Origin of the sequence: Candidatus Kapaibacterium sp., assembly GCA_025059875.1 — a bacterium.
Classification (GTDB): domain Bacteria; phylum Bacteroidota; class Ignavibacteria; order Kapaibacteriales; family HRBIN21; genus HRBIN21.
Window position 1 is genome coordinate 49,315 of the sequence record JANXCT010000002.1, and the last position, 24,864, is coordinate 74,178.

General features: G+C 57.4%; 15 protein-coding genes and 1 pseudogene. 12 read left to right on the plus strand and 4 right to left on the minus strand.

Annotated features, from left to right (window positions below; all coding sequences use genetic code 11):
* Window positions 1–4: 4 nt before the first annotated feature.
* The 3 genes from NZ960_02885 to NZ960_02895 are packed head-to-tail and all read left to right on the plus strand — an operon-like array spanning window position 5 to window position 4,660.
* Window positions 5–3,424, plus strand: coding sequence for a S8 family serine peptidase (locus tag NZ960_02885; protein ID MCS7176561.1), 3,420 nt, complete (start codon window positions 5–7; stop codon window positions 3,422–3,424).
* Complete coding sequence (panB, locus tag NZ960_02890) at window positions 3,424–4,275, plus strand: 3-methyl-2-oxobutanoate hydroxymethyltransferase (protein ID MCS7176562.1); 852 nt, start codon at window positions 3,424–3,426, stop codon at window positions 4,273–4,275. Before NZ960_02885 ends, panB begins: the two co-directional genes overlap by 1 nt.
* Window positions 4,276–4,285: 10 nt before the next feature.
* Window positions 4,286–4,660: a hypothetical protein gene (locus NZ960_02895; GenBank protein ID MCS7176563.1), complete on the plus strand. Its 375-nt coding sequence runs from the start codon at window positions 4,286–4,288 to the stop codon at window positions 4,658–4,660.
* On the opposite strand, the gene NZ960_02900 is transcribed toward NZ960_02895, so the two are convergent.
* A complete protein-coding gene (locus tag NZ960_02900) occupies window positions 4,657–6,024 on the minus strand; it encodes an NAD-dependent succinate-semialdehyde dehydrogenase (GenBank protein MCS7176564.1) in 1,368 nt (455 codons plus the stop codon). The genes NZ960_02895 and NZ960_02900 overlap by 4 nt on opposite strands.
* A 166-nt stretch (window positions 6,025–6,190) precedes the next feature.
* On the opposite strand from NZ960_02900, the gene NZ960_02905 reads away from it, so the two are divergent.
* Together NZ960_02905 and NZ960_02910 are read left to right on the plus strand one after the other, a co-directional pair.
* Window positions 6,191–9,154: a hypothetical protein gene (locus NZ960_02905; protein ID MCS7176565.1), complete on the plus strand. Its 2,964-nt coding sequence runs from the start codon at window positions 6,191–6,193 to the stop codon at window positions 9,152–9,154.
* A gap of 265 nt (window positions 9,155–9,419) precedes the next feature.
* On the plus strand, window positions 9,420–11,120 hold the full coding sequence (locus NZ960_02910) for a hypothetical protein (protein ID MCS7176566.1): 1,701 nt from the start codon (window positions 9,420–9,422) through the stop codon (window positions 11,118–11,120).
* On the opposite strand, the gene NZ960_02915 is transcribed toward NZ960_02910, so the two are convergent.
* Window positions 11,121–12,014: a DUF4835 family protein gene (locus NZ960_02915; GenBank protein ID MCS7176567.1), complete on the minus strand. Its 894-nt coding sequence runs from the start codon at window positions 12,012–12,014 to the stop codon at window positions 11,121–11,123. It lies immediately after the preceding gene.
* A gap of 74 nt (window positions 12,015–12,088) precedes the next feature.
* Here NZ960_02915 and NZ960_02920 point away from each other — a divergent pair, with 74 nt between their 5' ends.
* The 3 genes from NZ960_02920 (at window position 12,089) to NZ960_02930 (ending at window position 15,842) form a co-directional block, all read left to right on the plus strand.
* Entirely contained in the window at window positions 12,089–12,829 is a 741-nt protein-coding gene (locus NZ960_02920) for a hypothetical protein (GenBank protein MCS7176568.1), read from the plus strand.
* 23 nt (window positions 12,830–12,852) lie between these two features.
* The gene (locus tag NZ960_02925; protein MCS7176569.1) at window positions 12,853–14,742 is read left to right on the plus strand and encodes a hypothetical protein; all 1,890 of its coding nucleotides are present in this window, start codon (window positions 12,853–12,855) and stop codon (window positions 14,740–14,742) included.
* A 74-nt stretch (window positions 14,743–14,816) separates the two neighbouring features.
* Window positions 14,817–15,842, plus strand: coding sequence for a rod shape-determining protein (locus tag NZ960_02930; protein ID MCS7176570.1), 1,026 nt, complete (start codon window positions 14,817–14,819; stop codon window positions 15,840–15,842).
* On the opposite strand, the gene NZ960_02935 is transcribed toward NZ960_02930, so the two are convergent.
* On the minus strand, window positions 15,843–18,911 hold the full coding sequence (locus tag NZ960_02935; GenBank protein ID MCS7176571.1) for a BamA/TamA family outer membrane protein: 3,069 nt from the start codon (window positions 18,909–18,911) through the stop codon (window positions 15,843–15,845). It abuts the gene before it with no gap.
* A gap of 143 nt (window positions 18,912–19,054) precedes the next feature.
* On the opposite strand from NZ960_02935, the gene sucB reads away from it, so the two are divergent.
* From sucB to NZ960_02955, 4 genes are all read left to right on the plus strand, one after another.
* The gene (sucB, locus tag NZ960_02940; GenBank protein MCS7176572.1) at window positions 19,055–20,914 is read left to right on the plus strand and encodes a 2-oxoglutarate dehydrogenase, E2 component, dihydrolipoamide succinyltransferase; all 1,860 of its coding nucleotides are present in this window, start codon (window positions 19,055–19,057) and stop codon (window positions 20,912–20,914) included.
* 134 nt (window positions 20,915–21,048) lie between these two features.
* Entirely contained in the window at window positions 21,049–22,686 is a 1,638-nt protein-coding gene (locus NZ960_02945; protein ID MCS7176573.1) for an OmpA family protein, read from the plus strand.
* Between the two features lie 18 nt (window positions 22,687–22,704).
* On the plus strand, window positions 22,705–23,106 hold the full coding sequence (locus NZ960_02950; protein ID MCS7176574.1) for an archease: 402 nt from the start codon (window positions 22,705–22,707) through the stop codon (window positions 23,104–23,106).
* Between the two features lie 74 nt (window positions 23,107–23,180).
* Window positions 23,181–24,551, plus strand: coding sequence for an RtcB family protein (locus NZ960_02955; protein MCS7176575.1), 1,371 nt, complete (start codon window positions 23,181–23,183; stop codon window positions 24,549–24,551).
* A gap of 55 nt (window positions 24,552–24,606) precedes the next feature.
* On the opposite strand, the pseudogene rpmB reads toward NZ960_02955, so the two are convergent.
* Window positions 24,607–24,834 (minus strand): annotated as a pseudogene (gene rpmB / locus NZ960_02960) (50S ribosomal protein L28).
* Window positions 24,835–24,864: the final 30 nt, after the last annotated feature.

The window sequence follows — 24,864 nt, forward strand, 5'->3', positions numbered from 1 at the left end:
AGCAATGCTGCGAGTTGCTCTGACATGCCTAGTTGCTCTCTCGCTGACGCAGGCAGCAGTACCCGATCGGCCAAAGCCGGTTGGGGAGCGTTTCCCGATCTTCGTTGGAGCGCGGCCCCTGCCGAACGGTATGACTACTGTGCCGGCGGTCTTCTGGGTCAGCCGTAATCCAGAGCAGTACGTGCCTGGAGTGGTCATTCTAAAGACTCGCCAGATGTTCGTCGTGCCCAAGGGTTCCCGCGGCTTCGCATCATCGGTACTCATGCATGCCCTGGAACCCTTTCGTGTGCAGAGCGTCCGGCAGGTCTTTCCAGAGTACGTTGCCCCAGCCGTGCTCCAGCAGGATGTCTTCGGCCTGGGGAGGATCTACGAGGTGCGGTATGCTGCCCCTGTCGATCCCTACGACGTTTGTAAGGCTCTTAAAGACAACCCAGAGGTGGAGTATGCCGAGCCACTGTACAAGCGCCATCTGCTCTACACCCCAAACGACCCTCGCTTTTCGGCTCAGTGGTTCCTGCAGCGCATCGCGGCGACGGGAGCGTGGGACATAACGCGCGGGGATACAGCGATAACGATTGCGGTCATCGATACAGGAACGGATTGGGAGCATGAGGACTTGGCCGCTAACATCTGGCGGAATCCGAGAGAAGTCCCTGGCAACGGGGTTGATGATGACGGAAACGGCAAAGTGGACGATGTGCGTGGATGGGACTTCGTCGGGAACGTCACGCTTCAGCAGGCTATGAGCGGACAGTTCCGAGAGGATAACGACCCGAAGGTACGTCCGACGGCCTCCGGAGGTTTGGCGCATGGCACACAGACAGCTGGATGTGCCAGCGCGGTGACAGACAATGCTACTGGCATCGCCTCTGCGGGTTTCCGCTGCCGAATTATTCCGATCAAGTGTGCTTCTGACAACCCCCAGACTCCTGGCGTATGGCGTGGTTATGAGGCTATCCTCTATGCTGCCCGCCTCGGAGCCCACATCATCAACACTAGCTGGGGGGGTGGTGGAGGGAGTGCGACAGAGTATCAGGTGATCCAGCAGGCGATTGCACTCGGATCGCTGGTGGTAGCTGGGGTAGGCAACAATGGGGTGAACGTAGACTATGCCCCCTTCTACCCGGCTTGCTATCCGGGTGTGCTCAGCGTTGGAGCCACGACTCTTTCGGATGCTGCTGCCTCGTGGAGCAACTATGGTGTTGCGGTCCAAGTCTACGCCCCTGGCGAGAATATCCTTACCACAACTCCCAACGACGGATATGGGACCACTGGCGGTACCTCATTCTCCGGCCCTATTGTCGCAGGTGTTGCTGCGCTTGTCAAGACCCTTCACCGTGACTGGACGCCATGGCAGATACTCCATCAGATTCGCAGTACGGCTGACAATGTCTTGGCTTCGACACTTGCTCAGCGGCCGCTCTACTACGGGCGGGTCAATGCCCAGCGAGCTGTGGCCGTCAATCGCCGCTTCGATCAGGGCGTTCGTCTGCCTGGCATTGGGCTGGCAGAGAACGATCCGGTGCTCATCCGTTCTGCAACGGGAGCTATCAGCAGCTACGATCCCCATACGGTTGTGCTGCGACTGAAGAACTACCTCGGACCGGCGACGTCGGTTACTGTACAACTGCAGTCGGTAGATGGCTACGCAACTGTTACTCCGCCGACCTCATCGGTTGGAGCGATCGGGGCGGGGGAGATCAAGGGGGATACCATCTCCATCCAGCTCCGCCCGACGAACCCGTGGTACTTGGGGACAGTGGACTTCCTGGTAACCATTCGCGACCAGGGGACGGGGTACGAGAACTACTTCTACCTCAGCATCCCCGTCGAACTGCCTACCTCGAACCAATACGCAGCTTTCTTCGGAGTGCCACCTGTCTATCGCTTCTACTCTGCCCATGCGGTACAGCCGGACTTCCTTTGGGCCGTTGGGACATTCCAGGAACAGCAAGGTGTCTTCCTTCGGTACGTGGTTGGACAGAACCCTGCAGCGGGTCCGATTGCTAACGCTCCAATGTATGCAGTATTCGCTCTGGATGCCCAACGAGCCTTTGCCGGCAGTGGCCCCACGGACGGACAAGCAGCTATCTACCGAACCCAGAACGGAGGAGCTACATGGCAGGCGGTGAGCGTTGCCACGATTACACCATTCGTGAACGACGTTCGCTTCTTCAACGATGCCGAAGGTATCTTCCTCGGCGATCCGCGGGGAAGCACGTGGGGAATCGGGCGGACAACAGACGGTGGGCAGACCTGGCAGCGCGTCACCGCGGTTCCCCCACCGCTACAGAATGAGGCTGGCCTGGTAGGCTCGGTATGGTGGCTGGGAGATACCTGCTGGTTCGGGACAACGGCAGGGCGTGTCTTCCGGAGCACGAATCGTGGGCAGTCGTGGCAAGTTAGCCAACTTTCTGGCGTCTCGGGGTACGTGACCCAGGTCGTCTTCCGGAATGGGCGCGAAGGGATCGCTGTCTACAGACCGACAACACAACAAGGGGCACCGTACTTAGTGGCAGCCTCTACTGACGGTGGAGCGAGCTGGCAGCTCAACGTAGCGAACCTCACAAGCCTGGGCTTCCTACCTGTCTATGGCTACGCTCCACCGAACTCCTGGGAGATCTTCCTGCTGGGTGCCAACGGTGCGGTGCTCGGTACAGCGAACTTAGGACGCGACTGGCGCCCTGTCCTAACGATGGAGACCGGTGGTGTGTCGCTCACCGGAGCTGGAGTCCCGGTGCAGAACCGAGCTCGCCTATGGACGGTGGGCGACGTTGTCGGCTACTTAGACTTTGACTATGCCCGAACTAACGTTCGGAGAGAGCTCTCAGCCCCTGCCAGTCTCCAATTTGACACTGTCGAGGTGGGATTCTCCAGGACTCGGCTCCTGACGCTCCAGAACACGGGTGACACAGCTCTCCAGATCACGGACTTGACGATAGTTCCCGTCAACGCTGCTCCAGGTGAGTATGAGATCCTGAACCCTCCATCGCTTCCTGTTGCACTCCAGCCGAGCGCAACACTTACGCTTCGGCTCCGCTTTACCCCAGCGCAGGCCGGCCAGCGTACAGCAACCCTGCGTGTCACCAGCACAGCAGCAAACTCGCCGAGAGATGTTACCCTCTATGGTGTTGGCAGAGCCGGTTCTACAGTCGGCTCAGGCCCTTCGGGAGTCCCCACGATTCGTTGGGTCCAGCTACCAGATGGGGGGATGTTGGCCGAGTTAACTGTGGAGCAATCGCAGTGGGTAGAGCTCCAGGTCAGTGACCTTCGTGGTGCCGTGGTGGCTCATGTTCGCCAGTGGGTAGACCAAGGGACCTCGTACGTGAGGTTGCCTACTCCTCCAAGCGCTTCGGGTCTCTATTTCTGGCGTTTGGCCCTAGCTGGAACCGGAAGGTCCCTCGGCGGTACCTTTCTGCGTTAATGGACCCAACGCAGCGCCCACAGCTAGAGGGTCATGAGCCGGAAAGGGGGCGCCCTCGGCGGGTAACGACTTTACGGCTGCGACAGATGAAGGAGGCGGGGCAGAAGATTGTCTGCCTGACAGCCTATGATGCGCTTATGGCTCGCATCTTCGACGAGGTTGGGGTGGATGTCATCTTGGTGGGGGACTCCTTGGGCAACGTCTTCCAGGGCCATGAGACGACAATTCCCGTAACGCTGGAGGAGATGATCTACCACACGAAGGCTGTCGTCCGTGGCGTTCGCCGAGCCCTCGTCGTCACGGATATGCCCTTCATGAGCTATCAAGTCTCCCCTGAGGAAGCCTTTCGGAATGCTGGGCGCATCATGAAGGAGGGAGGAGCTAGTGCCGTCAAGCTGGAAGGCGGAGAACGGATCGTAGATACCGTTGCCCGGATGACCGCAGCCGGTATTCCCGTCATGGGCCACCTGGGGTTGACCCCTCAGAGCATTCATCAGTTTGGCTCTTATCGTGTCCGCGGGACCGATCCTCGAGAGGCGGAACAGATTCTGCGCGACGCCAAACTCCTGGAAGAGGCAGGGGCCTTTGCGCTAGTGTTGGAGAAGATTCCGGCAGAGTTAGCTCGACGAGTTACGGAGTCTGTCTCCATCCCTACGATCGGCATTGGAGCTGGAGTTTACTGCGACGGACAGGTCTTAGTCTACACCGATATGCTGGGGCTTACTCGAGACTTTCAGCCGCGCTTCGTCCGACGGTACGAGAACCTGTATGAGCGCATCTGTCAGGCCGTTGCCCGCTATGCTGACGATGTCCGGGCTCAGCGCTTCCCGTCAGAGGAGGAGAGTTATTGAGGCTCTCTTCGTGCTCGTGGTACTCGTGGTAGTAGTCAGAGGGATCGGAGGATGTAGTTCTCCGTCGCAGCCGACCCCTCCAGCGGTTGTATTCCCGGACAGCAACGTGAGCTTCCGTCGCCACGTGCAGCCTTTCCTGCGCCAGGGATGCTCTCTCGTAGGCTGCCATAGCGATGCTTCGCGGGCTGGTGGTGTTGCTTTAGAAGAGTATGGGCACCTTTGGGAGCGGCCGGGATTGATTGTGCCAGGAGACCCTTCGGCTAGCCTCTTGCAGCAGATACTGGAACGTCGTCTCTGGCACTCCCCTGACCCTCTCACCCTCAGCACAGAGAACCAGCGCCGAGGTATGCGACGGTGGATTGCCGAGGGTGCGCAGAACAACTAGGCGACGCACACTGTCTTGATGTTGACGAACTCCCGAATCCCGAAGATGGAGAGCTCCCGCCCCCAGCCCGACTGCTTAATCCCGCCAAAGGGGAGTCGCGGGTCTGAGCGGACATATGCGTTGACGAAACACGAGCCGGCGTGGAGCAGATCTCGGGCAATCTGCTCGCCGCGTTCACGGTCCCGCGTGAAGATGGCGGCTCCGAGCCCATACGGAGAAGCATTTGCAAGCTCTATGGCTTCGCGCTCGCTGCGAGCAGGGACAATAGCAGCCACAGGACCGAAGGTTTCCTCGTCAAAGACTGGCATGCCAGGGCGTACGTCCGTGAGGACTGTTGGCGGGTAGAACCAGCCCGGCAGCGGAGGGATGTCCCCGCCCAGGAGCAGACGAGCTCCGAGCGCCAGACTCTCCTGAACCTGCCGGTGGAGGTTGTCCCGGAGATCGCTACGAGCAAGTGGACCTAAGGCGGCTGTACGGTCAGTTGGAGCTCCGAACCGTTGCTGGCGCATTGCTTCAACGAAAGCTTCTTCGAACGCTGGGCGAATGCTCTCCAGAACGATGAAGCGCTTTGCCGCAATACAGCTTTGGCCGCTATTGATGAGTCGGGCAGCAACGCAGGTCGCTACAGTTGCCTCTAAGTCGGCATCCTCCAGAATCACGTAAGGATCACTCCCACCCAGCTCTAGAACAGTCTTCTTGAGTGCTGCTCCTGCTTGTGCAGCAACGATTCGTCCAGCCCGCGTGCTACCCGTGAACGCGACTGCGGAGGTCGCAGAGTGTTGGATGAGATCTGGGATTCGCTCGACTGGTACCAGTACTACCTGGAAAACCCCCTCCGGGAAGCCGCTTTCCCGAAAGAGGCCTTCAAGAGCAAGGGCAGTAGTTGTCACATTTGGGGCATGCTTGAGAAGGAGCACATTGCCCGCCATAAGGGCCGCAGCAGCGCAACGGAAGACCTGCCAGAAGGGAAAGTTCCATGGCATGATTGCCAGGATACACCCAAGGGGTTGAAAGGCGACGTAGCTTTTGGAGAATTCGGTAGCAACGGATTCTGGTGCGAGGAATCGCTCAGCATTGTCGGCGAAGTAGTCACAGACCCATGCGCACTTCTCAACTTCCGCTATTCCCTGCGGTATCGGTTTGCCCATCTCCTCAGCGAACAGTTCCGCATACTCCTTTGACCGTTCGCGGAGCAGATTGGCTATTCGGCGTAGATAACTGGCTCGCTCGGAGAAGCTTAGTGCTGCCCAATCGGGGGAGGCCGAGGTGGCCCGCTGGAGTCTCCGTCCGACTTCCTCTGGGGAATGGGGCTCGTAGCGGCGGAGCACACGTCCAGTGAGAGGCGAGGTACTGACAAACTCCATGGTCCTCTACCTTCTCGTGAAGGTATTACCAGGAGACGAACAGCGTAGGGGTTGTGACTTTGGTGAGCGGAGTTGTATTTTTGTAGCGTCCTCGAGGGATGGGGAGGGGGTGGACGGGGGTCTGTGAGCGAGCCACAGAGAACGTAGCACAACACGAGAAGAAACGATGCAACACGGCTTAGCTGTTGCTGCCCTACTGATTCTCTTCTGCACTGCAGGCTTAGGAGGACAAAAGGTGTGGACCCCAAGAGTAACCAACGAGGTTCGCCCAGAACTCCAACAATGGCACGATCCCACTAACTGGTATCCACACGGGGTACCGACCCGTGAGGATGACGTGGTAATCTCTACTTGGATCTTTGTCACGCAGCCTGCAGAATGCCGTAACCTTACTCTCTCTAAGGCTACGCTAACGCTCTTCGCTCCGTTGGTCGTAGAGCAAGATGCACGCATTGTAAATTTCGGCATGGTTGATCCTGTGGATTCTCTTGCGTACTTGGAGGTTGGAGGCAGGCTGGAGCTGGATGGAACGTTGCTAGTTCGAGAAGAGCGCTCTTTCAGCAGCTACTACCGCATCCTTCCAGAACAGCTCATCGTTGGTGATCTTGGAGTAGTTATCACGGTGGCGGATGGTCGTGAGTATGCCGGCATCCCGCAACGTGCTCCGCTGAAGGACTGGCGAAAAGTTCGTTTTCCTGAAGGCATCTGTGCTCTCCGGACATGGGATGGAGGGGCTGGAACGACGAACTGGAACGATGCCGCGAATTGGAATCCAGACAGCGTACCGGTAAATGGAAGCTACATAACGATTGACACTACGGTCACGATCAATGTGAACTTGGCTGCCTCTGTTACCCTCAACGGTGGCGCAAACAACATTGCTACGGCAGCCAATACTCAGGTGACATTGAGCATGAACGCTGGTGGCAACTACTTCCTGATGTTCAGCGCCGGGAACGCGACGCACAATTACGGAACGGGGACGAACTCGTCGGTCACCTTTACACAGGCTGCCGATAATGCCCAAGGACGATTTTCATTCCAAGGCAACAACGCCACGCACAACTTCGGCAACGTGACATTTGAGGTTCGTGGGACGGCCTTTACGGGTGGCACTGGCTCCAACTACGTCTTTGGGGCAAACCCTGACTACGTCTGGGGGACAACCACTGTCTGGTACCGCCGAACTGGAGACCAATCCGTGGACGTTAGCCTGCCCGACGGCACACCGTACCAGACGCTACGTTTCAGTGGGTCCGGGACCAAGACCTTGGAGCCTGGAACGTGCTCAGTTACGAACCTTGTGCTAGACAACGATAACTTCACTCTAGACACGCAGTTTAGCACAGATGGGTTCAGTGTTACGAACACTCCAACGACACAGGGCAACAACACGTACATTGTGCGAGGCTGGATTGGAACGAACTACAACGGCTTCCCGACAACGTGGAATGGTACCGTACGGTTCATCGCCTCCAACGCGAATCAGAATCTCCCCAGCGGCTATACCTTCAACGGTACAGTTACCCTGGAAGGGAACAATACCACGAAGAACATGACGGGGAACTTCAGCGCTGCAACCGTGTTCATTGGCACTGGCAGTGACAATCCCGTCCTCAATATGAATGGCTACAAGATCAATCCCGTAGGTTCCTCTAACAGCGTTACAGTACGCTCGGGAGCAACTCTACGCATCCCGAACGCTCCCGGTGCAAGTCCTGATCTGCCGGGCGTCGGCTTCACGAACTTGACGACACAGCCCAACTCAACTGTTATCTACAACCGTAACGGCGATCAGAACATCTTTAACACCACCTACCACAACCTTCAGCTCACCACGGGAGGGATTAAGACGTTCCCCCAGGCAGACGTGACAGTTAAAGGGACACTGACCGTTGGGAGTGGAGCGAAAGGGAGGACGCAGGGAACCTACAAGGTCATCTTGGATAGGAGCACAGGTGCAACGCTCTCGGAGACAGCCACAGGCGACGACGGCAAGCTTTACGGTACTGTTGAGGCAACGGAGAACATCAATGCCGCTGGGACGACCTACAGCTTCGGCAACATTGGGCTGAGCATCACAACGAGTTCCAGTGCCACAAACTTCCTCGGGACTACGACCGTTACCCGCTACCTCGGCTCTCCGTTTGTACGCGATTTCTCTAATGTCCTTGGTCCCGGGGTGCCGGGTAATGTACTCCGCGGTTATAAGCTTCTCGCAGCGAACCAGGGGAATGTAGCTGGACACGACATCACACTCAGTTATAACCCCAACAACACTGTAGAGCTCAATGGCCAGAACCCGAATGCCATGCGGGTCTACCGTTGGGTAGGACACGGGTTTACGGATCTCTTCCCACGGGCCAGCGATCTGAGCTCATTTGGATACGCGATGGGGTCTGCAAGCTCCGTGACAGTTACTCTTTCCACTTTCCAGGGAATAGGTCAGACCCCCATTGACCCAAGCTACGGCAACATCAATGGCGAATTCTACTTCTCCAACGGCCGTGCGGGAGACTTTGCACTGCCGGTGCAGTTGGAGTCGTTCGCTGCTCATCCTTCCCGTGAAGGGATTCTCTTATCGTGGCGAACTGCCTCGGAAGAGCGTAATCTCGGTTTTCGGCTTTGGCGGCGAGATGACGGCCTGGGTGACGGACCCTTTGAGCTCATTGCCTCTTACGAGGTTGTTCCTGAGCTTCGGGGCATAGGCTCTGCTCCCTTTGGACGCCAGTATGCTTACGTTGATCGGCACAGACTGCAACGCGGGCACCCTTACACGTACGTACTGGAGAGCGTTGATGAGGATGGGACTGTCCACTTCCTGCGCTCTCTGACGGTCGTTTACGACTACGCTGATGAGTTCCACGCTAAGATCCGGCCGAGTGTCTCTACGGGAGACGAAGCGAAGCTGGTCGTATATGGACCTGTCCGAGGAACGGTTGAGCTGACTCTCTATAGCGTCGATGGGCAACGAGTGCAAGAGGTACGACAGGACGGGGTAGAACGACAGCTAGAGGTCCCACTGTCCTTCAAGTCATTGGCAGCGGGAACGTATGAGTATGTCGTCCGTGTACGGACGGAAGACGGACAACTGCTACAGAGTAGAGGGCGCTTCGTCTTGCTACGGTAAGACAGCGTTTCACACCCCTATTGCGGCCGCCTCTCAAAGAGGGGCGGCCTTCATTATCGCCAGACATTGTGTGGCCCATCTCCGGCGGGCGCTCTGGAGTTTGTTCTCTGCTCTTGCTCAGTGGGGCATCCTCGGTTTCTGCTCGACTGCTGTGCTCTATGGATACAATGGCTGGTCTGAGGGGCAAACGGATACAGCTAGCAGTGCGACTGTTTGGCCATCGGCTAGATGGCAGGGAGTCCTGTCGAGAGATACAACAGCCATAGTGCTTCAGCAATCGGAGATCCCGTGGCGTGCATTCGTTGGGCTATCGGACTTGTTGTCCTCTTGGCCATTGTTGACTGCCTTCCATACTGGTGAGGCGGGAGGATGGCACCTCTTTGGCTTCGGGAGGGTAGCTCCTCAGGGGGTTGGATTGAGCCTCAATGGACGTCCTTGGTGGGAACCGACCTTTGGAGCACTTTCGCCTGAGCTATATCCTCCGGAGTTCATTGGCGCTGTAGAGCTGCTGAAGGGAACGGAGGCAGCCGTCTTGGGATGGAACGCCCTTGGTGTTGCTGTCAACATCGTAGAGCCACCGTTGCAGTCCGTCCCTGTGGCCTCTCGGCTATGGTATCTCAACGCGGCGTATGGCGTAGGGGGCTCTGATGGGATGATCTCCCTTGTGCTCTCCCCGGCCCTACATCTGATGGCTGGATATCGCCGACTCAGTTCGGAAGGGCGCTTTCGGAACGGCTGGAGCAATAGCTGGAACGTACGTCTGCGGCTCCAGTGGATGCCGACACCTCAGTTGCTCTTCTCCTTATCGGAGCTCTTTACCCATTGGGTTGGGGGGCAGAATGGAGGGATGGCTGGAGCGGATTCGCTACCCAGATGGTGGGACGAAGTTACAGCTCGACCAGTGCTAACGGATTTCAACGATCGGCTCTACCGGCATGATGTGACACTGACGGGGAGGTGGTACGTAGGCTCTGCGTCTACCTTAGTCGGTCAGGTGTGGTACGTGCCAGTGCTCTGGCAGCGGCATGTCGGACAGGCGCTCCACGACAGCGGACAGGATACGCTGTTTGGGGATGTGGTTTGGTATTCTCAGCAGTTTGGAGCCCGACTCCAGGCAGAGCTGGGAACAGTTCCGAATTCGGTCATTGGAGTCCAAGTACTCTGGGCACGTAGTCCCAAGCTGCCCTTCGCGTGGGCGACGAATTTGCGTGAAGGGAGGGTATACGGGTTGGGGCGGTGGGTAATAGCGGGGATCCAGGCAACGGTAGGTATCCAGATCACTGCGGGCAATACGCCGCCTCTTGCTAACGCTGGATTCCAGCTCCGTGGAGTTCTAGGTCCACGCGGATGGTGGCGAGTGGATGCTGTACGAGTTCTCCGGAGGCGTTCGGGGGCTGAGATGGTACAGACACCAGAGGAGGCGCATCTGCTCTGGGTGGAGGGTGGTTGGAGAGCCTTACGATGGGAGGTGCAGATAGGAGGGGTAGGCCAGTGGCTCAGAAATGCTGTTATTGCAAATCCCACCCCCTACCTAACGCCACAGCAGAATGCTGATGCCCTCCTCATTTGGGGACAGCTCTCGTACAAGTACATCCCTCGTGCCAAGCTTGGGACGGAGTGGAGCCTAATACCCTCGGCAGAAGAGGCTTGGCACACATTCCGGCTCGTTGCGATTGCAGGTGTAGAGGAATGTGTTGGACGAAGCTGTGTTCGGGCAGAGCTCCGCTGGGAGGTGTTACGGCCACCAGCTCTGCGACCCTTTCCGAGCCGGTGGATGTTGTATCAAGAGAAGGTTCAGCCGTTCCAGCATTCTGGGGGAGAGCTCTGCATTACAGCTTCCTTTCGAGGAGCTCACCTTCGCCTTGCTCTTCGGAATCTCCTCGGGGTGCCATGGTATCGGGTGCCGTACTTCCCTCAGCCAGGGCGTAGCGCACTGTTCGCTCTGACGTGGTCCTTCGATGGCTGACTACCGCCCCAGCGCACGTTCGTAGTCGGTGCCGTGGCGTGGGTCCAAGGCCCGTAAACGGGGTAGTAGCGTCGGTGAATCCCAGTTCCGGAAGAGCTCAATGAGCTCCTGATACTTTGCCTCGAAGAACAACTGTAGCACGATGCTGGGCGTGCCCAAGCGCTCTTTGAAGCGGAGTAGCTCTGTCAGCAGGGAATCAATTGTTGTTAGGACCCGTGAGCGGTCGTGTTGGAGCTGCTCTAGGCCGTCAACGTAGTAGGCGAAGATGAATCGCCGGAAGGGTTCAAATTGAGGGCTAATGAGCTCAGTGGCGAGACTAAAGCGGCTGAATTGGCCGGGTTCAGCGAAAGTCGAAAAGCCTTTCGCATTGGAGGCTGCCGCAAGTTGAGCAAGCTGGTGTGCCTTCCGAAAGTAGGGTGTGCCACCGAGCTCTTCGTAAGTATCACAGTCCAGCCCAATTGCGAGCAGGGCGTAGAAATCAATCAGCGTTAGCAGAGGATCGTAACGGAGGGGCTGGTACGTTAGGGAAGCGCCTCTGGTATACTGGAAGCTCCAGTCGGGCTCGTAGATTCGTAGCAGAGGGGTCAGGGCCCCTCCGCTCAACGGGCGGGCAGATTGGAAGATTAGGCGCGCAGAGTACCACGATCCACTCCGTCCTGTTACTATGATTGTAAGCTCTACGGGGATACGCTCGCCTTCCCACGGGGTGTCTCCGAAGCGCTGCGTGTTGAGGTAGTGTTCCAGGTCCTGTTGGAGTGTTGCCAACTCGTGGCGGTGTTCTATCGGGAGGGCGTCCAGGATGACTGTTACACGTGCTGTGAGCTCCTGTGCTGCTGCGGTCTGACAGACTAAGGAGCCGATGAAGGAGAGAGCAAGTATTTTTGGCCGTGGCATCTTGGAGGCAGGAGGAGCTGATGGACCACCAATTCTGCTCATCAAAAATACAGGCCTTGTCCCTTTTCGCCGTGTTGGCACTTCTGCCGTGCATCGGCACGGCGCAGGTTGCAGGGATTGGAGTAGTGAGCCCAGTAGTTGTTAGCAACTCCGCGCTTATTGCAGATTTCCACAGGAGGTGGGCGTGGGTTGGGTATGAACCCTCCCGCTTTGGACTACCCGAGCTTCATTGGGCATACGCTGGAATTGCTTCTCCGCTCGTTCCACATTGGCATGGCGCCCTTGAGGTGTGGGGGCGTGTGGTGCAACCCAGGTTCTCACATGTACGCCTGCGGCTGCAGGGAGCTGTGCGGTTAACAGCAGTGCTTGGAGTAGGAATAGCTGTAACGGTGACGCGTTACTCTGTTGAAGGGATGCCAACCCGCTGGTGGGGAGGCATAGATATCGGCATGCGCACCAACCTTTCACCGAAGTTGAAGCTTGGTTCGGTCCTGGAGAATGTAGTGCTGTGGTCGCACCTCAAGGGATCCAGCGCGGAGCAGCGATTTAGCTTAGGTGTCGGTTGGAGTGGAGGAACATGGGGAGCTGAACTTGATGCCGTTATTGCAACACTTAGTTCACCCGCCCTCAGCCTCACCACCACAGCAGAGCTAACCAGAGCAACAACCATCGTACTCCGAACCGCTAACTCTCCACTTCAGCTCCAACTGGGCACACATCTGGAACTCAGCGACGTAGCCCTCGATCTCGGAATAGCTTTCCACAGTGTCCTTGGATGGAGGCATGCACTCACAGTAGCTTATCGGTGGGACTGAGGTCCTGGGGACTGAGCATATTGATGGCAGCAGCTACTCTGGAGCTGGCTGGTCAGGTTACGGAGCCAGCGAGTGGGGGATGGCTGGAGGTAGAGGAGGATGAGGTAGTGGCTCTGTCGGCTCTGGAGTATTTTGCCCTCCGCCAATGGGATCCGCTCTGTCTCCGTCAGGCGACAGCAGCAGAGCTGCAGCGGTTGCCGGGGATGACAGCCAGCGTAGTTCGACAGCTTGTGAGGCTTGTTCAGCGCCGGCCAGAGCTGTCATACGCAGAGCTTGCCGATAGCCTCGCACTAACTCCTGAGCAGCTCTGGGTCTTGCAGCAGGCTACGACTCTTGACTGTCCTCTGCCGGATGAACATCGGAGAGTAGTCCGGTCCGCTGTCACAGTGCCCCTAGTCAGGGTGCAGGGGGAAGAGGCATTCGTTGGACCTCTCTGGAAGCTGCAGGGAAATGCTTTTGGCCGTTGGGGTGTTTGGCGAGTGGAGTGTGTATGGGATAGAGACGCGGGAGAGCCGGGGATTGCAGACTTCGTGTCTGCTTCACTCCAAGCAGAGCCGTGGGCGGGAGCGCGTTGCCTTGTCGGAGATTTCCGCCTCGGGGTGGGTATGGGTGCGATGGCCTCCTCCAGTCGGGGGTTCCGCAGACCGGGGTTCGAGTTGGGTGCTCCCCTGCGGTGGAGCACAGAAGTACGGCCTTGGGGTTCGGTTCAGGAGAGTAGCTTCCTCCGTGGAGTTGCGCTTCAGTGGGAGTGGGGGACTGGTGTGGTTGTGGGTTGGTTCTCCGTGGCTCCTCGCAGTGGCAGCATTGACACTGCTGGGGTTGTGCGTAGCGTTGTGGATGATGGCATCTTCGCTACGTCACGCGACCGTTCTCGGCGGTATGCGTTTCGGGAGCGTTGTTATGGGACAGCGGCCGAAGTGGCTTGGGGACACCTTAGAGTGCTCCTAGGCGGAATGGCGCTCTCGTATTCGCATCCATTAGCGACGCAGAGCCGGCGGGACTTCGCTGGACGGTCAGGGGTATTAACCACGGCTGCTTTCTCCTTCACTCCCGATTGGGGAGAGGTAGGAGTTGAGCTTGTGCGCGATGCTCGTGGCTTCTGGGGGATTCATGGTGGGTGTATGGTTGCCAGACCTGAATTTCGGCTGACGGTTGCAGTTCGGAGTATGCCGGACGGCTTCCGCTCGCCGTTCGGCAGCATTCTCAGCCGTTCAACGGCTGTTAGCAATGAGCAAGGGCTATACGTGGGAATCGCCTGGGATGAGGGACGCCACCGATTCTGGGCGTACGCTGATCTCTTCCGGACGCTTGCTCCTCCGTACGGGATGCCGATCCGCCAGTTGGGTAGTGAGATCGGGGTTCGATGGAAGTACTCCAAGCAGAAGTCGTTTGACTGGTGGCTCCATGCTAGGTACCAGACGCGATTGACAGTCCTTCCTGCGGAAAGTTCAAGGAGTCTGAACGAGGAAGGGATAGTGAGCCTTCGGGCAGACGTCTTCGGAGTTATTGTCCGGGGCTGGCGGTGGCACCTTCGGTGCGAGTTTCGGCAGGGCAGGGTACCGCAACAGGTAAACGGGTGGCTGGGAATGATCGGCTGCGAGGGAACTATGCAGAGATGGAGGCAGCAATGGGGGCTGCGAGTACGGGCTGGCGTCTACTCGGTCTCACACGAAGCCCTGGGCTTTCGGTACTACGAGTATGCAGCTGCAGGTGTCCCTCGCCTTCACTTCCTCATGGGACACGGCTCTTATGTATCCGGTTGGATGCGGTGGAGTCCTGTAGGGTGGCTGGAGCTCCAGGGCTCTCTGGTAGTGGTGAAGCGCAATAGCCCTCTTCCCCTCCAGCTTTGGGGAGCACAGGTCCAGGGGGCAGCACTCTGCCTCTGGACTCTGTCGATAGAGATACGGCTCTAGGCCCACAGGGGTTTCCGTACTTTTGTGCCTTCGAGAGTAGTGGAGAATTAAGCGGCGCAAGAGCTGGAGCTTCTATGGCAGGGTGGAGCATCTTTTCGAGTGACATTGCGATTGACCTAGGGACAGCAAACACCTTGATTTGGGCGAAGGGACAGGGAATTGTGCTGAATGAGCCTTCCGTCGTAGCATACGACCGTACGACTCGGCAGTTGGTGGCGCTAGGACATGAAGCACAGGCGATGATTGGGAAAACCCACAGAGAGATTCGCGTCGTCCGGCCCTTGAAGGATGGAGTGATCGCTGACTTTGAGATTGCCGAGAGCATGTTGCGGGCCTTCATTCGGCGAGTTAACAATGGTTGGTTACCACCGCGGCGTGTTATTGTCTGTGTCCCCGTGGGCATCACGGAAGTGGAGAAGCGAGCAGTGCGGGAGAGCGCTGAGCACGCCGGGGCGAAAGATGTGTATTTGCTGCCAGAGCCGATGGCAGCCGCTATAGGGGTGGGGATCAACGTTCATGAGCCGACTGGTAACATGGTGGTAGATATAGGGGGCGGGACGACAGAGATTGCTGTTATTGCACTTTCAGGCATCGTCGCCGAGGAATCCATCCGAATTGCCGGCGATGAAATGACAAACGCAATCGTTGAGTACTTCCGTCGCCACTACAACATGCTGATTGGAGAGCGAACTGCGGAGGTGATCAAATGCCAAATCGGCTCGGCAGTGCCACTTGAGGAAGAGTACGAGATTGAGGTGCGTGGGCGGAACTTGGTGACGGGTATTCCGCAGATGATTCGGGTGACATCTGATGAAATCCGACAAGCCTTGGAAGGGCCTCTGAAACAGATTGAACAAGCAGTTCTCACACTCTTGGAGCGGATCCCACCAGAGTTAGCTGCCGACATCTACGACCGCGGGATTGTGTTAGCTGGTGGTGGAGCGCTCTTGAAAGGTTTGAATCGCCGCCTAGAGTCAGTTACAGACCTTCCCGTTCACGTGGCGGATGACCCGCTAACGGCGGTGGTGCGCGGCGGTGGCAAAGTGCTAGAGCACTTTGAGGAGTATCAGTCGGTGCTCATTAAGCCTCGACGACTGTAATCAGAAGTCGTAGCCCAGGGATAAGAGGTAATGAGGCTTTGAGAAGCCCTCGCCAGTGAAGCGCCATGCAATGTCGAACCTGAAGGGAAAGCCGAATAGGACCACCCGCATTCCAATCCCAGTACTGACCAGCAGATCTTGCGTTTGGATATCGCCGGTAGTGGTGCGTCTCAAGAGCCGCAAGCGGGAATCCCAAAGGGCGGCGGCATCCACGAACACAACTCCTGTGATAGCTTGTACTAGGAGAGGAGTAGGGGAAGTCCAGAGCGCGAAGAGGAAAGGCAGCCGAGCTTCTAAATTGAAGCCTACGAATTTGGAGCCCATCCGTTCGGAGACCCCGTAACCCCGGAGGGGGAGCACTGCCGTAGCGAAGACGAAGTCTTCGGGGAGGTCATATGGGAGCTGGCGAGAAGGAAAGGTAGGGTTGAGCCAATTATCTGTGCTAAGCGTGAAGAACTTCTGCGGGTTAGTCCCGAAGCTAGCGCCTCCTGCTAGACGGAGCGCAAGGCTGCTCCACCGCCCCAAGCGGAGGTAGTACCGGTAGTCTCCTCGAAAGGTTACGAACCCAATCCCATCCTGCAAAAGCTTCGGCACTAGTTGGGCAGCGACGTAGTACCGACTCCCCATGAGGGGGGAGAGAAATCCCCAGACAACATCGTCGTGAACATAGCGGAGTGTAGGGACGACGAGGGTACGTTCTAGGGGGGCCTCGAAGGGCGGCTCAATGTTGTCGAGGTTTTCCCGTGTCGCTCTGAGCAGACCGAGTCCCCACTCGAGCCGGTTGAAGCGGTCGAATGGATATAGAGCGTCTCCCCAGAGTCCATATGCCCGGAAGCGGTAAAGGGAGTCGTTAGCGCGCACGACATACCCGACCTGGTGGAAGAGCGTGAACTGGTAGTCTATCGGCTCAGGCAAGTAGGCATAGGTGGCTAGGAAGTTGCTGTTCTTGAGGTCTACCATCAGGTTGGCTTCGGCGTAGAGCTGGTGGTCGCCTAAGACATCACTGAAGAGCATCTGGGTAACGCCTTGGAGACCAAAGAACGTGTTGTAGCCAGCAGTTCCCAGGACGATGTCCGGGGAGAAGCTCAGTCGGTAGGAGTAAGGGCCAAGAATGGTGTCGTTGCCAGAAGTGCGGGACAGGTCCTCAGGCGTGGATGTCAAGGCATCTGGGTTTGGCAGAACCATTCGCTGCCTGTGGAAATCGAGGGTGAATGTAGCATACGGTCGGAAGGCTGTAGCAGTGTCAGCCACTGCAGGAGCAGTGTCAGGCGCATGGGGGGCAGACGAGAGCCGGCGTTGGCGGAAGCTGGTCAATGGCAGAGTGTCAGGGAGGCTTCGTTCCAGAGGGAACCGAAGGAGAAAGAGGTCGTAGCCACCCTGCAGTTGGACGGACATGGCCAGAAGGGATCCATCTGCAGAGATGGAGATTTGCAAGATGCCATACGCAGAATTCGTCAGCGGCCGCAGCTTGCCGGTCTGTAGGTCTAACTTCCAGACATTCCCAATTCCGTTCGCATCACTGACGAAGAGGAGTGCGTTGCCGTCGGGAGTGGCCGCGAGAGAGGTTTTGGAAGCATCGGGCGAAAAAGTAAGGCGGCGGAGCTGGCGGGTGCTCAGGTTGAGTTCGTAGATATCACTGATCCCCAGAGGCCGTTCCCACATGCGTGGCTGGTTCTTGAGGCCAAGCTGAAGCACATCTCCACGGTCCGACACGAAGTAAATGCGGCTGCCATCGGGGGACCAACATGGGGCTAAGTCCGTGAAGACGTCATCGGTAAGATTCTCTAACTGCCCGCTCTTGAGCTCGTAGATCCAGAGATCGGGTTGCTCGTTGCGAGTTGCAACGAAAAGGAGGCGGGAGCCATCTGGAGACCATGCAACGGAGGAAATGGCTTTAAAGCCCAACTGCAGGCGCTTGTAAGAGCCGGTGGCGACGTCCAGAAGGTAGATAGCGTTTTCTCCTCCAACTTTAGCTGCTACTGCCAATGTCTTGCCCTGGGGGTCCCACGCAATCCCGGGGGTTAGGAGGTTGAGCTGTTCGAAGTCCCGTTCGCGCCCGCTGCTAACTAACAGTCGTGGGCGAGCTGACGGGCGTTGAGTCTCCATGAGGTACAGTCCAAAGACGCCAGCCCGGTCAGAGAGGAAAGCCAAGCGTGAACCATCAGGAGAGAGAGCTGGAGAGGTATTGTAGAAGTAGTCTTCTCGGCTCCGGTCTGTGAGACGCTGGGCGAAGTCTCGCACATCCTCGAAACGCCCAATGTCGGGCCAGTACATCTTCTTCATCTCCCAGGCCCACTGGCGAGAGAAGTCTTCAAAGTCCATTTTGAAGGCGCTTCGAAAAGCGGCGTTAAGGTTGCGCTGAACCTTCAGGCGTTGAAGCAACTCTGCGATCTTCTCTCGGCCGTACTTGGTAGCGACGTACCAGTAGAAGGCTTGTCCCCCGCGATATGCTAGGTACCCCTCCAGTGACTCCAGTCCTCGGAGCTCCTCGCTAAGAGCCAAATCGCGCATGAACATGTCTGTACGGGTGTCGTATCCGCCGAGGCTCTCGAACTCACACAGTCCCTCGTTCATCCACAAGGGAAGCTCAATGCTGGTGCCTCGCAGTAGAGCATTCTGGAGGCTACCACCGTAGAACATGTCGTTGAGAACAGCATGGACTAGCTCGTGGTGGATAACGTGCCGGAACTGCTCGTAGTTGCCCTCGAATGGTACGACAACACGGTTCTTGAAGAGCTCCGTAACTCCGCCAACACCTTCGGGGAGGAACTCCCCAACGACGTTGGTCTGCTGAAACTCTGCGTGGGAGTTGTAGACGATGAGGGCTATGCGCCGTGTAATTCGATGCCCTACGGTGCGTTGTATTGATTGCAGTGCTCGCTCACCTACGATTGCTGCAAAGCGAGCTAAGTACTCGCCTCCAGGGGTGAAATAGACGTCAAGGTGAGGTGAGCGGAGGTACTGCCAAGTGAAGCGCTGGTATTGTACCTTGTTTTTGCCAAATTGGCCGAGAGCTGGAGGAGCATAGAGTAAGACAGTGGCTGTCGCTATAGCAGCAAAGGAGAGCATAGTCGCGGTAGCTCAGATGGGACGCACGAAACTTGTTGACGAAGTGGCGGGAACCTTGCGTCTACCTTGCGTCTTGCCTATGCGGAGAGAGTGAATTTTGTAAGTTGCGGCTTGGGGGTGTGTAGAAAGCGCGCGTTCTGGCAATGCGGGTAGACGTAATTATGCCGAAGATGGGGGAATCGGTTCAGGAGGGGAAGATCATCCGGTGGGTCAAGAGGGTGGGGGAGCGAGTGGAGCAAGACGAGACACTGCTGGAGATTTCCACGGACAAGGTAGACACGGAGATTCCGGCACCAGCGTCGGGGGTGTTGGTGGAGGTCCTGTATCCTGAAGGCGAGACCGTCCCCGTCGGAAGAGTGATTGCGAGGATAGAGACCGAGGTGTCTGAGCAGACGACCGTTCCGCATAGGAAAGCTCCGTCCGGGGATGTCCAGACCCACGCAGTGAAGACAGCGGCGATTGCGGATGTAGCTGAACCACCTGCACGCTCGACGAGTGCAGTGACTTCTGGCGCCTCTCCTGCTCAAGTAGGTCTAACAGCTACCTCTTCGGCTGCTGGGACCCAGCAGCTGGTAGAGGTCGTGATGCCGAAGATGGGGGAATCGGTTCAGGAGGGGAAGATCATCCGGTGGGTCAAGAGGGTGGGGGAGCGAGTGGAGCAAGACGAGACATTGCTGGAGATTTCCACGGACAAAGTAGACACGGAGATTCCGGCACCAGCGTCAGGGGTGTTAGTGGAAGTCCTGTATCCTGAAGGAGAGACCGTTCCCGTCGGAAGAGTGATTGCAAAGATTGCTGTCGGTGAGACGGCTGCTTCGCTTCCTCTGTCCGTGCCAGCTTCTGAAGAGACAGTAGAGGAAATTGCGGCGGAAGCTGCGGCTCCGTCCCTGCCTGAGCCGGCGACTTCTACCTCATCATCGACGGTCTCTACGCCATCCGCAAAGGTAGCGGAGCCACCTACGGATGGTGATGGGGAAGTTCGGCGACAGCCACCGGGCAAAATCCCACGAGTGGTCGGATCGCGGTTCTATTCGCCTTTGGTGCGGGCTATTGCCGAGGCAGAGGGGGTAACGTTGGAAGAATTGCAGCAGATCCCAGGAACAGGGTTAGAGGGCCGTGTTACGAAGCGCGATCTACTGAACTACTTGGAGCAGCGCCGTCGTCAGACCTCGGCGCGGCCTACCCCTGTAGAAGTCAGACCAGAAGTGAAGGTTGTAGGGCCACCTCCTACGGTCCCAAAGGAACGGGTGAGTGAACCTCCAACCGTTCCAGTGACAGCCTTCACCGGAGATGACGTAGAGGTCATCCCAATGGACCATGTGCGGCAGCTCATAGCCGAGCACATGGTGCGCTCTAAGCACACTTCACCTCACGTTACCAGTGTGGATGAAGCGGATGTAACAGGGATCGTCCGTGTGCGGGAGAAATACAAGGAAGAGTTTGAGCGCCGTGAGGGGTTCCGCCTGACTTATCTCCCCTTCTTCGTGCGAGCGGCAATTGAAGGCTTGAAAGCGTTCCCTCTGCTGAATGCGAGCGTGGACGGCAAGAACATCATAGTCCACAAGCGCATCAACATCGGAATCGCGACAGCTTTGCCGAATGGGAATCTGATCGTACCGGTTATCAAGAATGCCGATGCCCTCAGCATTACTGGGCTAGCCCGAGCTATCCATGACCTAGCACAGCGTGCGCGGGCGAAGAAGCTGTTGCCGGACGAAGTTCAAGGTGGAACCTTCTCTATCACGAACTTTGGAACCTTTGGGACGCTCCTGGGGACGCCAATCATCAATCAACCACAAGTGGCGATTTTGGGGATTGGGGTAATCCAGAAGCGACCCGTTGTCAAGGAAATCGATGGAAGCGACGTCATCCTTGTGCGACACATGGTCTATCTCTCTTTGAGCTTCGACCATCGTATCATAGACGGCATGCTTGCTGGGCAGTTCTTGAGCGTCGTCCGGCAGGCGTTAGAGGCAATAAATGAGGCGACAGTGCAGCTGTAGATGGGTCATGGAGACCTCAAACTCTCTAGAAGGGTGACGCAGGGAGGGTGGTGGGTGGCACAGGAGTTGATACGTTTCGCGAGTGGATCGCATTTCCGGCGAGGGAGGACATAATGGTGTGGCTATGGCTAGGAATGGCGTTCAGTGCTTTAGCGACAGTAGCTCAGGAACCAGCTTACTATCGTCCCTTCCGGCTCTATCCCGAAGGTCGCCTGGAGGCCAGCATACTTGGCGGGATCACGAAGTACGCAGGTGAGTTTACTAGTCCCCATATCCACGGGATTACAGGGATCCAATTCCGCTACTTTCTGCCTTTCAGTGCAGAGCTAGCGCTAGGGGTACGTGGCAGTTTTGGATACCTCGGATATGAGCGCCGGTACAAGTGGCGATTCGGGCCGTTCTACTACCAGCAGTTCCCACTCCATGCTTACCCTGGTCCTGCCTATCGCTGGACTAAGATAGCCACATGGGAAGCACTGTTTTTTGTTAATCTTTTCCCGCGTTCGGAGTTCAATCCGTATCTCTTCGGTGGAGTTGGCTTACTCTCGTTCCAGCCGCAGGACATTGTGCAAGACTCCGTCATGCCGAACGGCCGGAGGGCACACTATCCAAATTTTACAGAGAGCGACGAGTTCAATCTCCACCCTGTTGGAGGTATTGGAGCTGACTACTACCTAAGCCGCCGGGTATCTATCGGGCTCCAGCTGACCGCTCACATGCTGACGACAGATTGGCTGGATGGGTTTGCTCTCCGAGTCCTTTCGGATCGTGGAGATACCCTCCCTTCTCATGCAGACGGCTACGTAGAATTGGCTCTGAAGCTCTCGTACTACCTCTTCGATGAGCGCGACCATGATCGAGATGGGTTGACGAACGAGGAGGAAGAGGAAGCCAAAACCAATCCGTACCATCCAGACACAGATGCTGACGGACTCAGTGACTTTGAAGAGCTGCGCCGTCACTACACCAATCCATTGCTGGCAGATACGGACGGTGATGGCTTGACGGATGGACAGGAAGTGTTTCGGTACTTCAGCGATCCGACACGCCGTGACACCGACAGTGATGGGCTTAGCGACGGGGAGGAAGTCCTTTACTATGCTACGAATCCTCTAAGGGCTGACTCGGACGGTGATGGGCTCAACGACTGGGAGGAGATCAGGCTTGGGACAAACCCTCTGTTGGCCGATTCTGATGGTGATGGGAGCCGCGATGGGGATGATCTCTGTCCGCGCATCGTCGGCAGCCTTAGGAACTACGGCTGTCCAGAGGGGTACGTGCATCCGGCGCTAGCGTCGCTGGGACTGGCACCGGAGTCTCCAGGACGGCTAGATACGATCGTCGTCATCCGCTACGATACTGTAGTGGTTGAGCGTGTCGTGCGTGATACAGTAGTCGTGACCCAGTTGGTACAGCAACCGGTAGTTGGGAAACCGCTGGTGCTGCCAGGGCTCTTCTTTGAATTCAACAAGTATACCTTACTACCCGAAGCGGAGGCGTTGTTGGAGCACGTTGCTGAGTGGCTTCGACAGAATCCGACGGTTGTCGTAGAGGTTCGTGGTCATACAGACTCTGTTGGGACGGATGAGCAGAATCTTCGGCTGTCACGTATGAGAGCAGAAGCGGTTCGCAACTTCCTCATCGCTCAGGGTGTTGAGCCTAGGCGAATTACCGCCATCGGGTTTGGGCGCACTCAGCCGATAGACTCTAACGATACCGCAACAGGACGTGCCCGTAATCGGCGGGTGGAGTTGATCTTCCGCCACCAATAGATGGCTGCGGGTTTTGAGTTGCGACCACACACTGCAGATGTACGGCTGGCCCTTTGGGCTGAAAGCCTCCCGGAGCTCTTCGCAATCGCGCTCCAAGGGTTAGCTGAAGTGCTCTTACCCCAAAGGTGTCAACAGATTGGCCGCCTTCCTCTACGGCGCACGCTGGTCATACATGAGGCCGATAGTACGGCTCTGCTCGTTGAGTTCCTAAGCCGTGTCCTGCTCTACAGCCAGATTCGTAAGGCGTTGTTCTGTCGGGCCCGGTTTCGGAGCGTCACGGAGACCGATCTCGATGCGGTAATCTATGGGGCGCCTGTAGATGGGTTTCAGCAAGATGTGAAGGCTGTGACCTACCACGAGGCAGAGGTCCGTCGTCTCCATACAGGTCAGTATACGGCGCATCTTGTCTTGGACGTGTGAGGATGGTCCGGAAAGAGCAGTTGCGGCGGATTGGGGAGGTTGTCTGGGAGGTTCCTCCCACTGTGCGGTCAGACATGCGAGTTCCAGCGCATGTCTATGCCTCAGAGGAGCTATTGGGGCAGATTCTGCAAGATCGGTCGCTGGAACAGCTCATCAACGTCGCAACGCTCCCCGGAATCCAGTCAGCAGCGATTGTTATGCCGGATGCCCATGAGGGCTATGGCTTCCCTATTGGTGGGATCGCTGCGATGGAGCTGGATGGGGGAGTGATTTCACCGGGGGGAATAGGGTACGATATCAACTGCGGAGTACGCCTACTGGTATCGGAGCTGTCACGTTCAGAGGTTGAGCCTCGGCTGGAACAGCTAGCGAAGGAGCTCTACAAGGCAATCCCCTCTGGAGTTGGTCGGGGGGGACGCTTCAAGCTTTCATTGCGGGAGCTGGATCGAGTCCTCGAGCAGGGAGTGCGGTGGGCGCTTGCCCAAGGGTATGCCGAAGAGGAAGACTTGGAGGCCATAGAGTCCCGCGGCTCCCTCAGCGAGGCTGACGCTGATGCGGTGTCCAAGGATGCGAAAGAGCGGGGGCGAGATCAGCTAGGGACGATGGGAGCAGGAAATCACTTCGTGGAGGTTGACTATGTTGACACGCTCTACGATGAGGGTATTGCTCGAGTGTTGGGACTGTGGCGCCACCAAGTGGTGATCCTCATCCACACGGGCTCGCGTGGTCTTGGCCACCAAGTCGCCACTGACTACATCCGGGTTATGCTGTCGGCGCTTTCGCGGTATGGCCTGCATCTACCAGATCGAGAATTAGCGTGTGCTCCCTTCCGCTCACCGGAGGGGCAGCGGTACTTCAGCGCCATGTGTGCCGCGGCCAACTTTGCCTGGACGAACCGGCAGCTCATCACATGGGAGGTACGTCAAGTGTGGCGGGAACTTTTCGGGACAGCGGGGAGACTGCGGGTACTCTACGACGTTGCTCACAACATCGCCAAGATTGAGGAGCATATCGTAGGGACCGACCGCAAGCGCGTTCTAGTTCACCGCAAAGGAGCGACGCGGGCCTTTCCGCCAGGGCATCCGGAGACACCGGCTGCATACCGTTCCGTTGGGCAGCCTGTGCTTATCCCGGGTAGCATGGGGACAGCATCGTATGTGCTCGTCGGTGCGCCGGGCAGCATGGAGCATACGTTTGGCTCCACCTGCCACGGAGCAGGACGGCAGATGTCCCGTCACGCTGCGAAGCGGCAGGTCAACGCGGAGGAGTTACGCCATGAGCTGCGGAAGCGCGGGATTGTGGTGCAGGCTGGCTCCGTGCGAGGATTGGTCGAGGAAGCCCCGGTTGCGTACAAGGACGTCGACGCAGTAGTGCGTGTCGTCCACGAAGCTGGAATTGCTCGTATGGTAGCACGCCTCCGCCCGATTGCAGTGGTCAAAGGGTAGAGGCAGAGGTACGAGCTTTCGCTACCCGACGCTCAAGTTCGTGCAGCAGCTCGTGTTCGCCGCGCTCCTTGAGGTCTGCTACCATCGCTGCGAAGCCTTTTCTGTCCAATGTCTTCAGGGCCTTTGCTGTCAGCCGCAGTCGAACCCACCGGCCGTACTCCGGAATCCACACTCGCTTCCATTGAAGGTTTGGCAGGAAGCGCCGATTAGAACGATTGTTGGCGTGAGAGACCCTATGCCCGTACTGAGGCTTTACTCCCGTCAGCTGGCAGCGCTTCGCCATTGTGCGGCTCACGACGTGTAACCTTAAGCG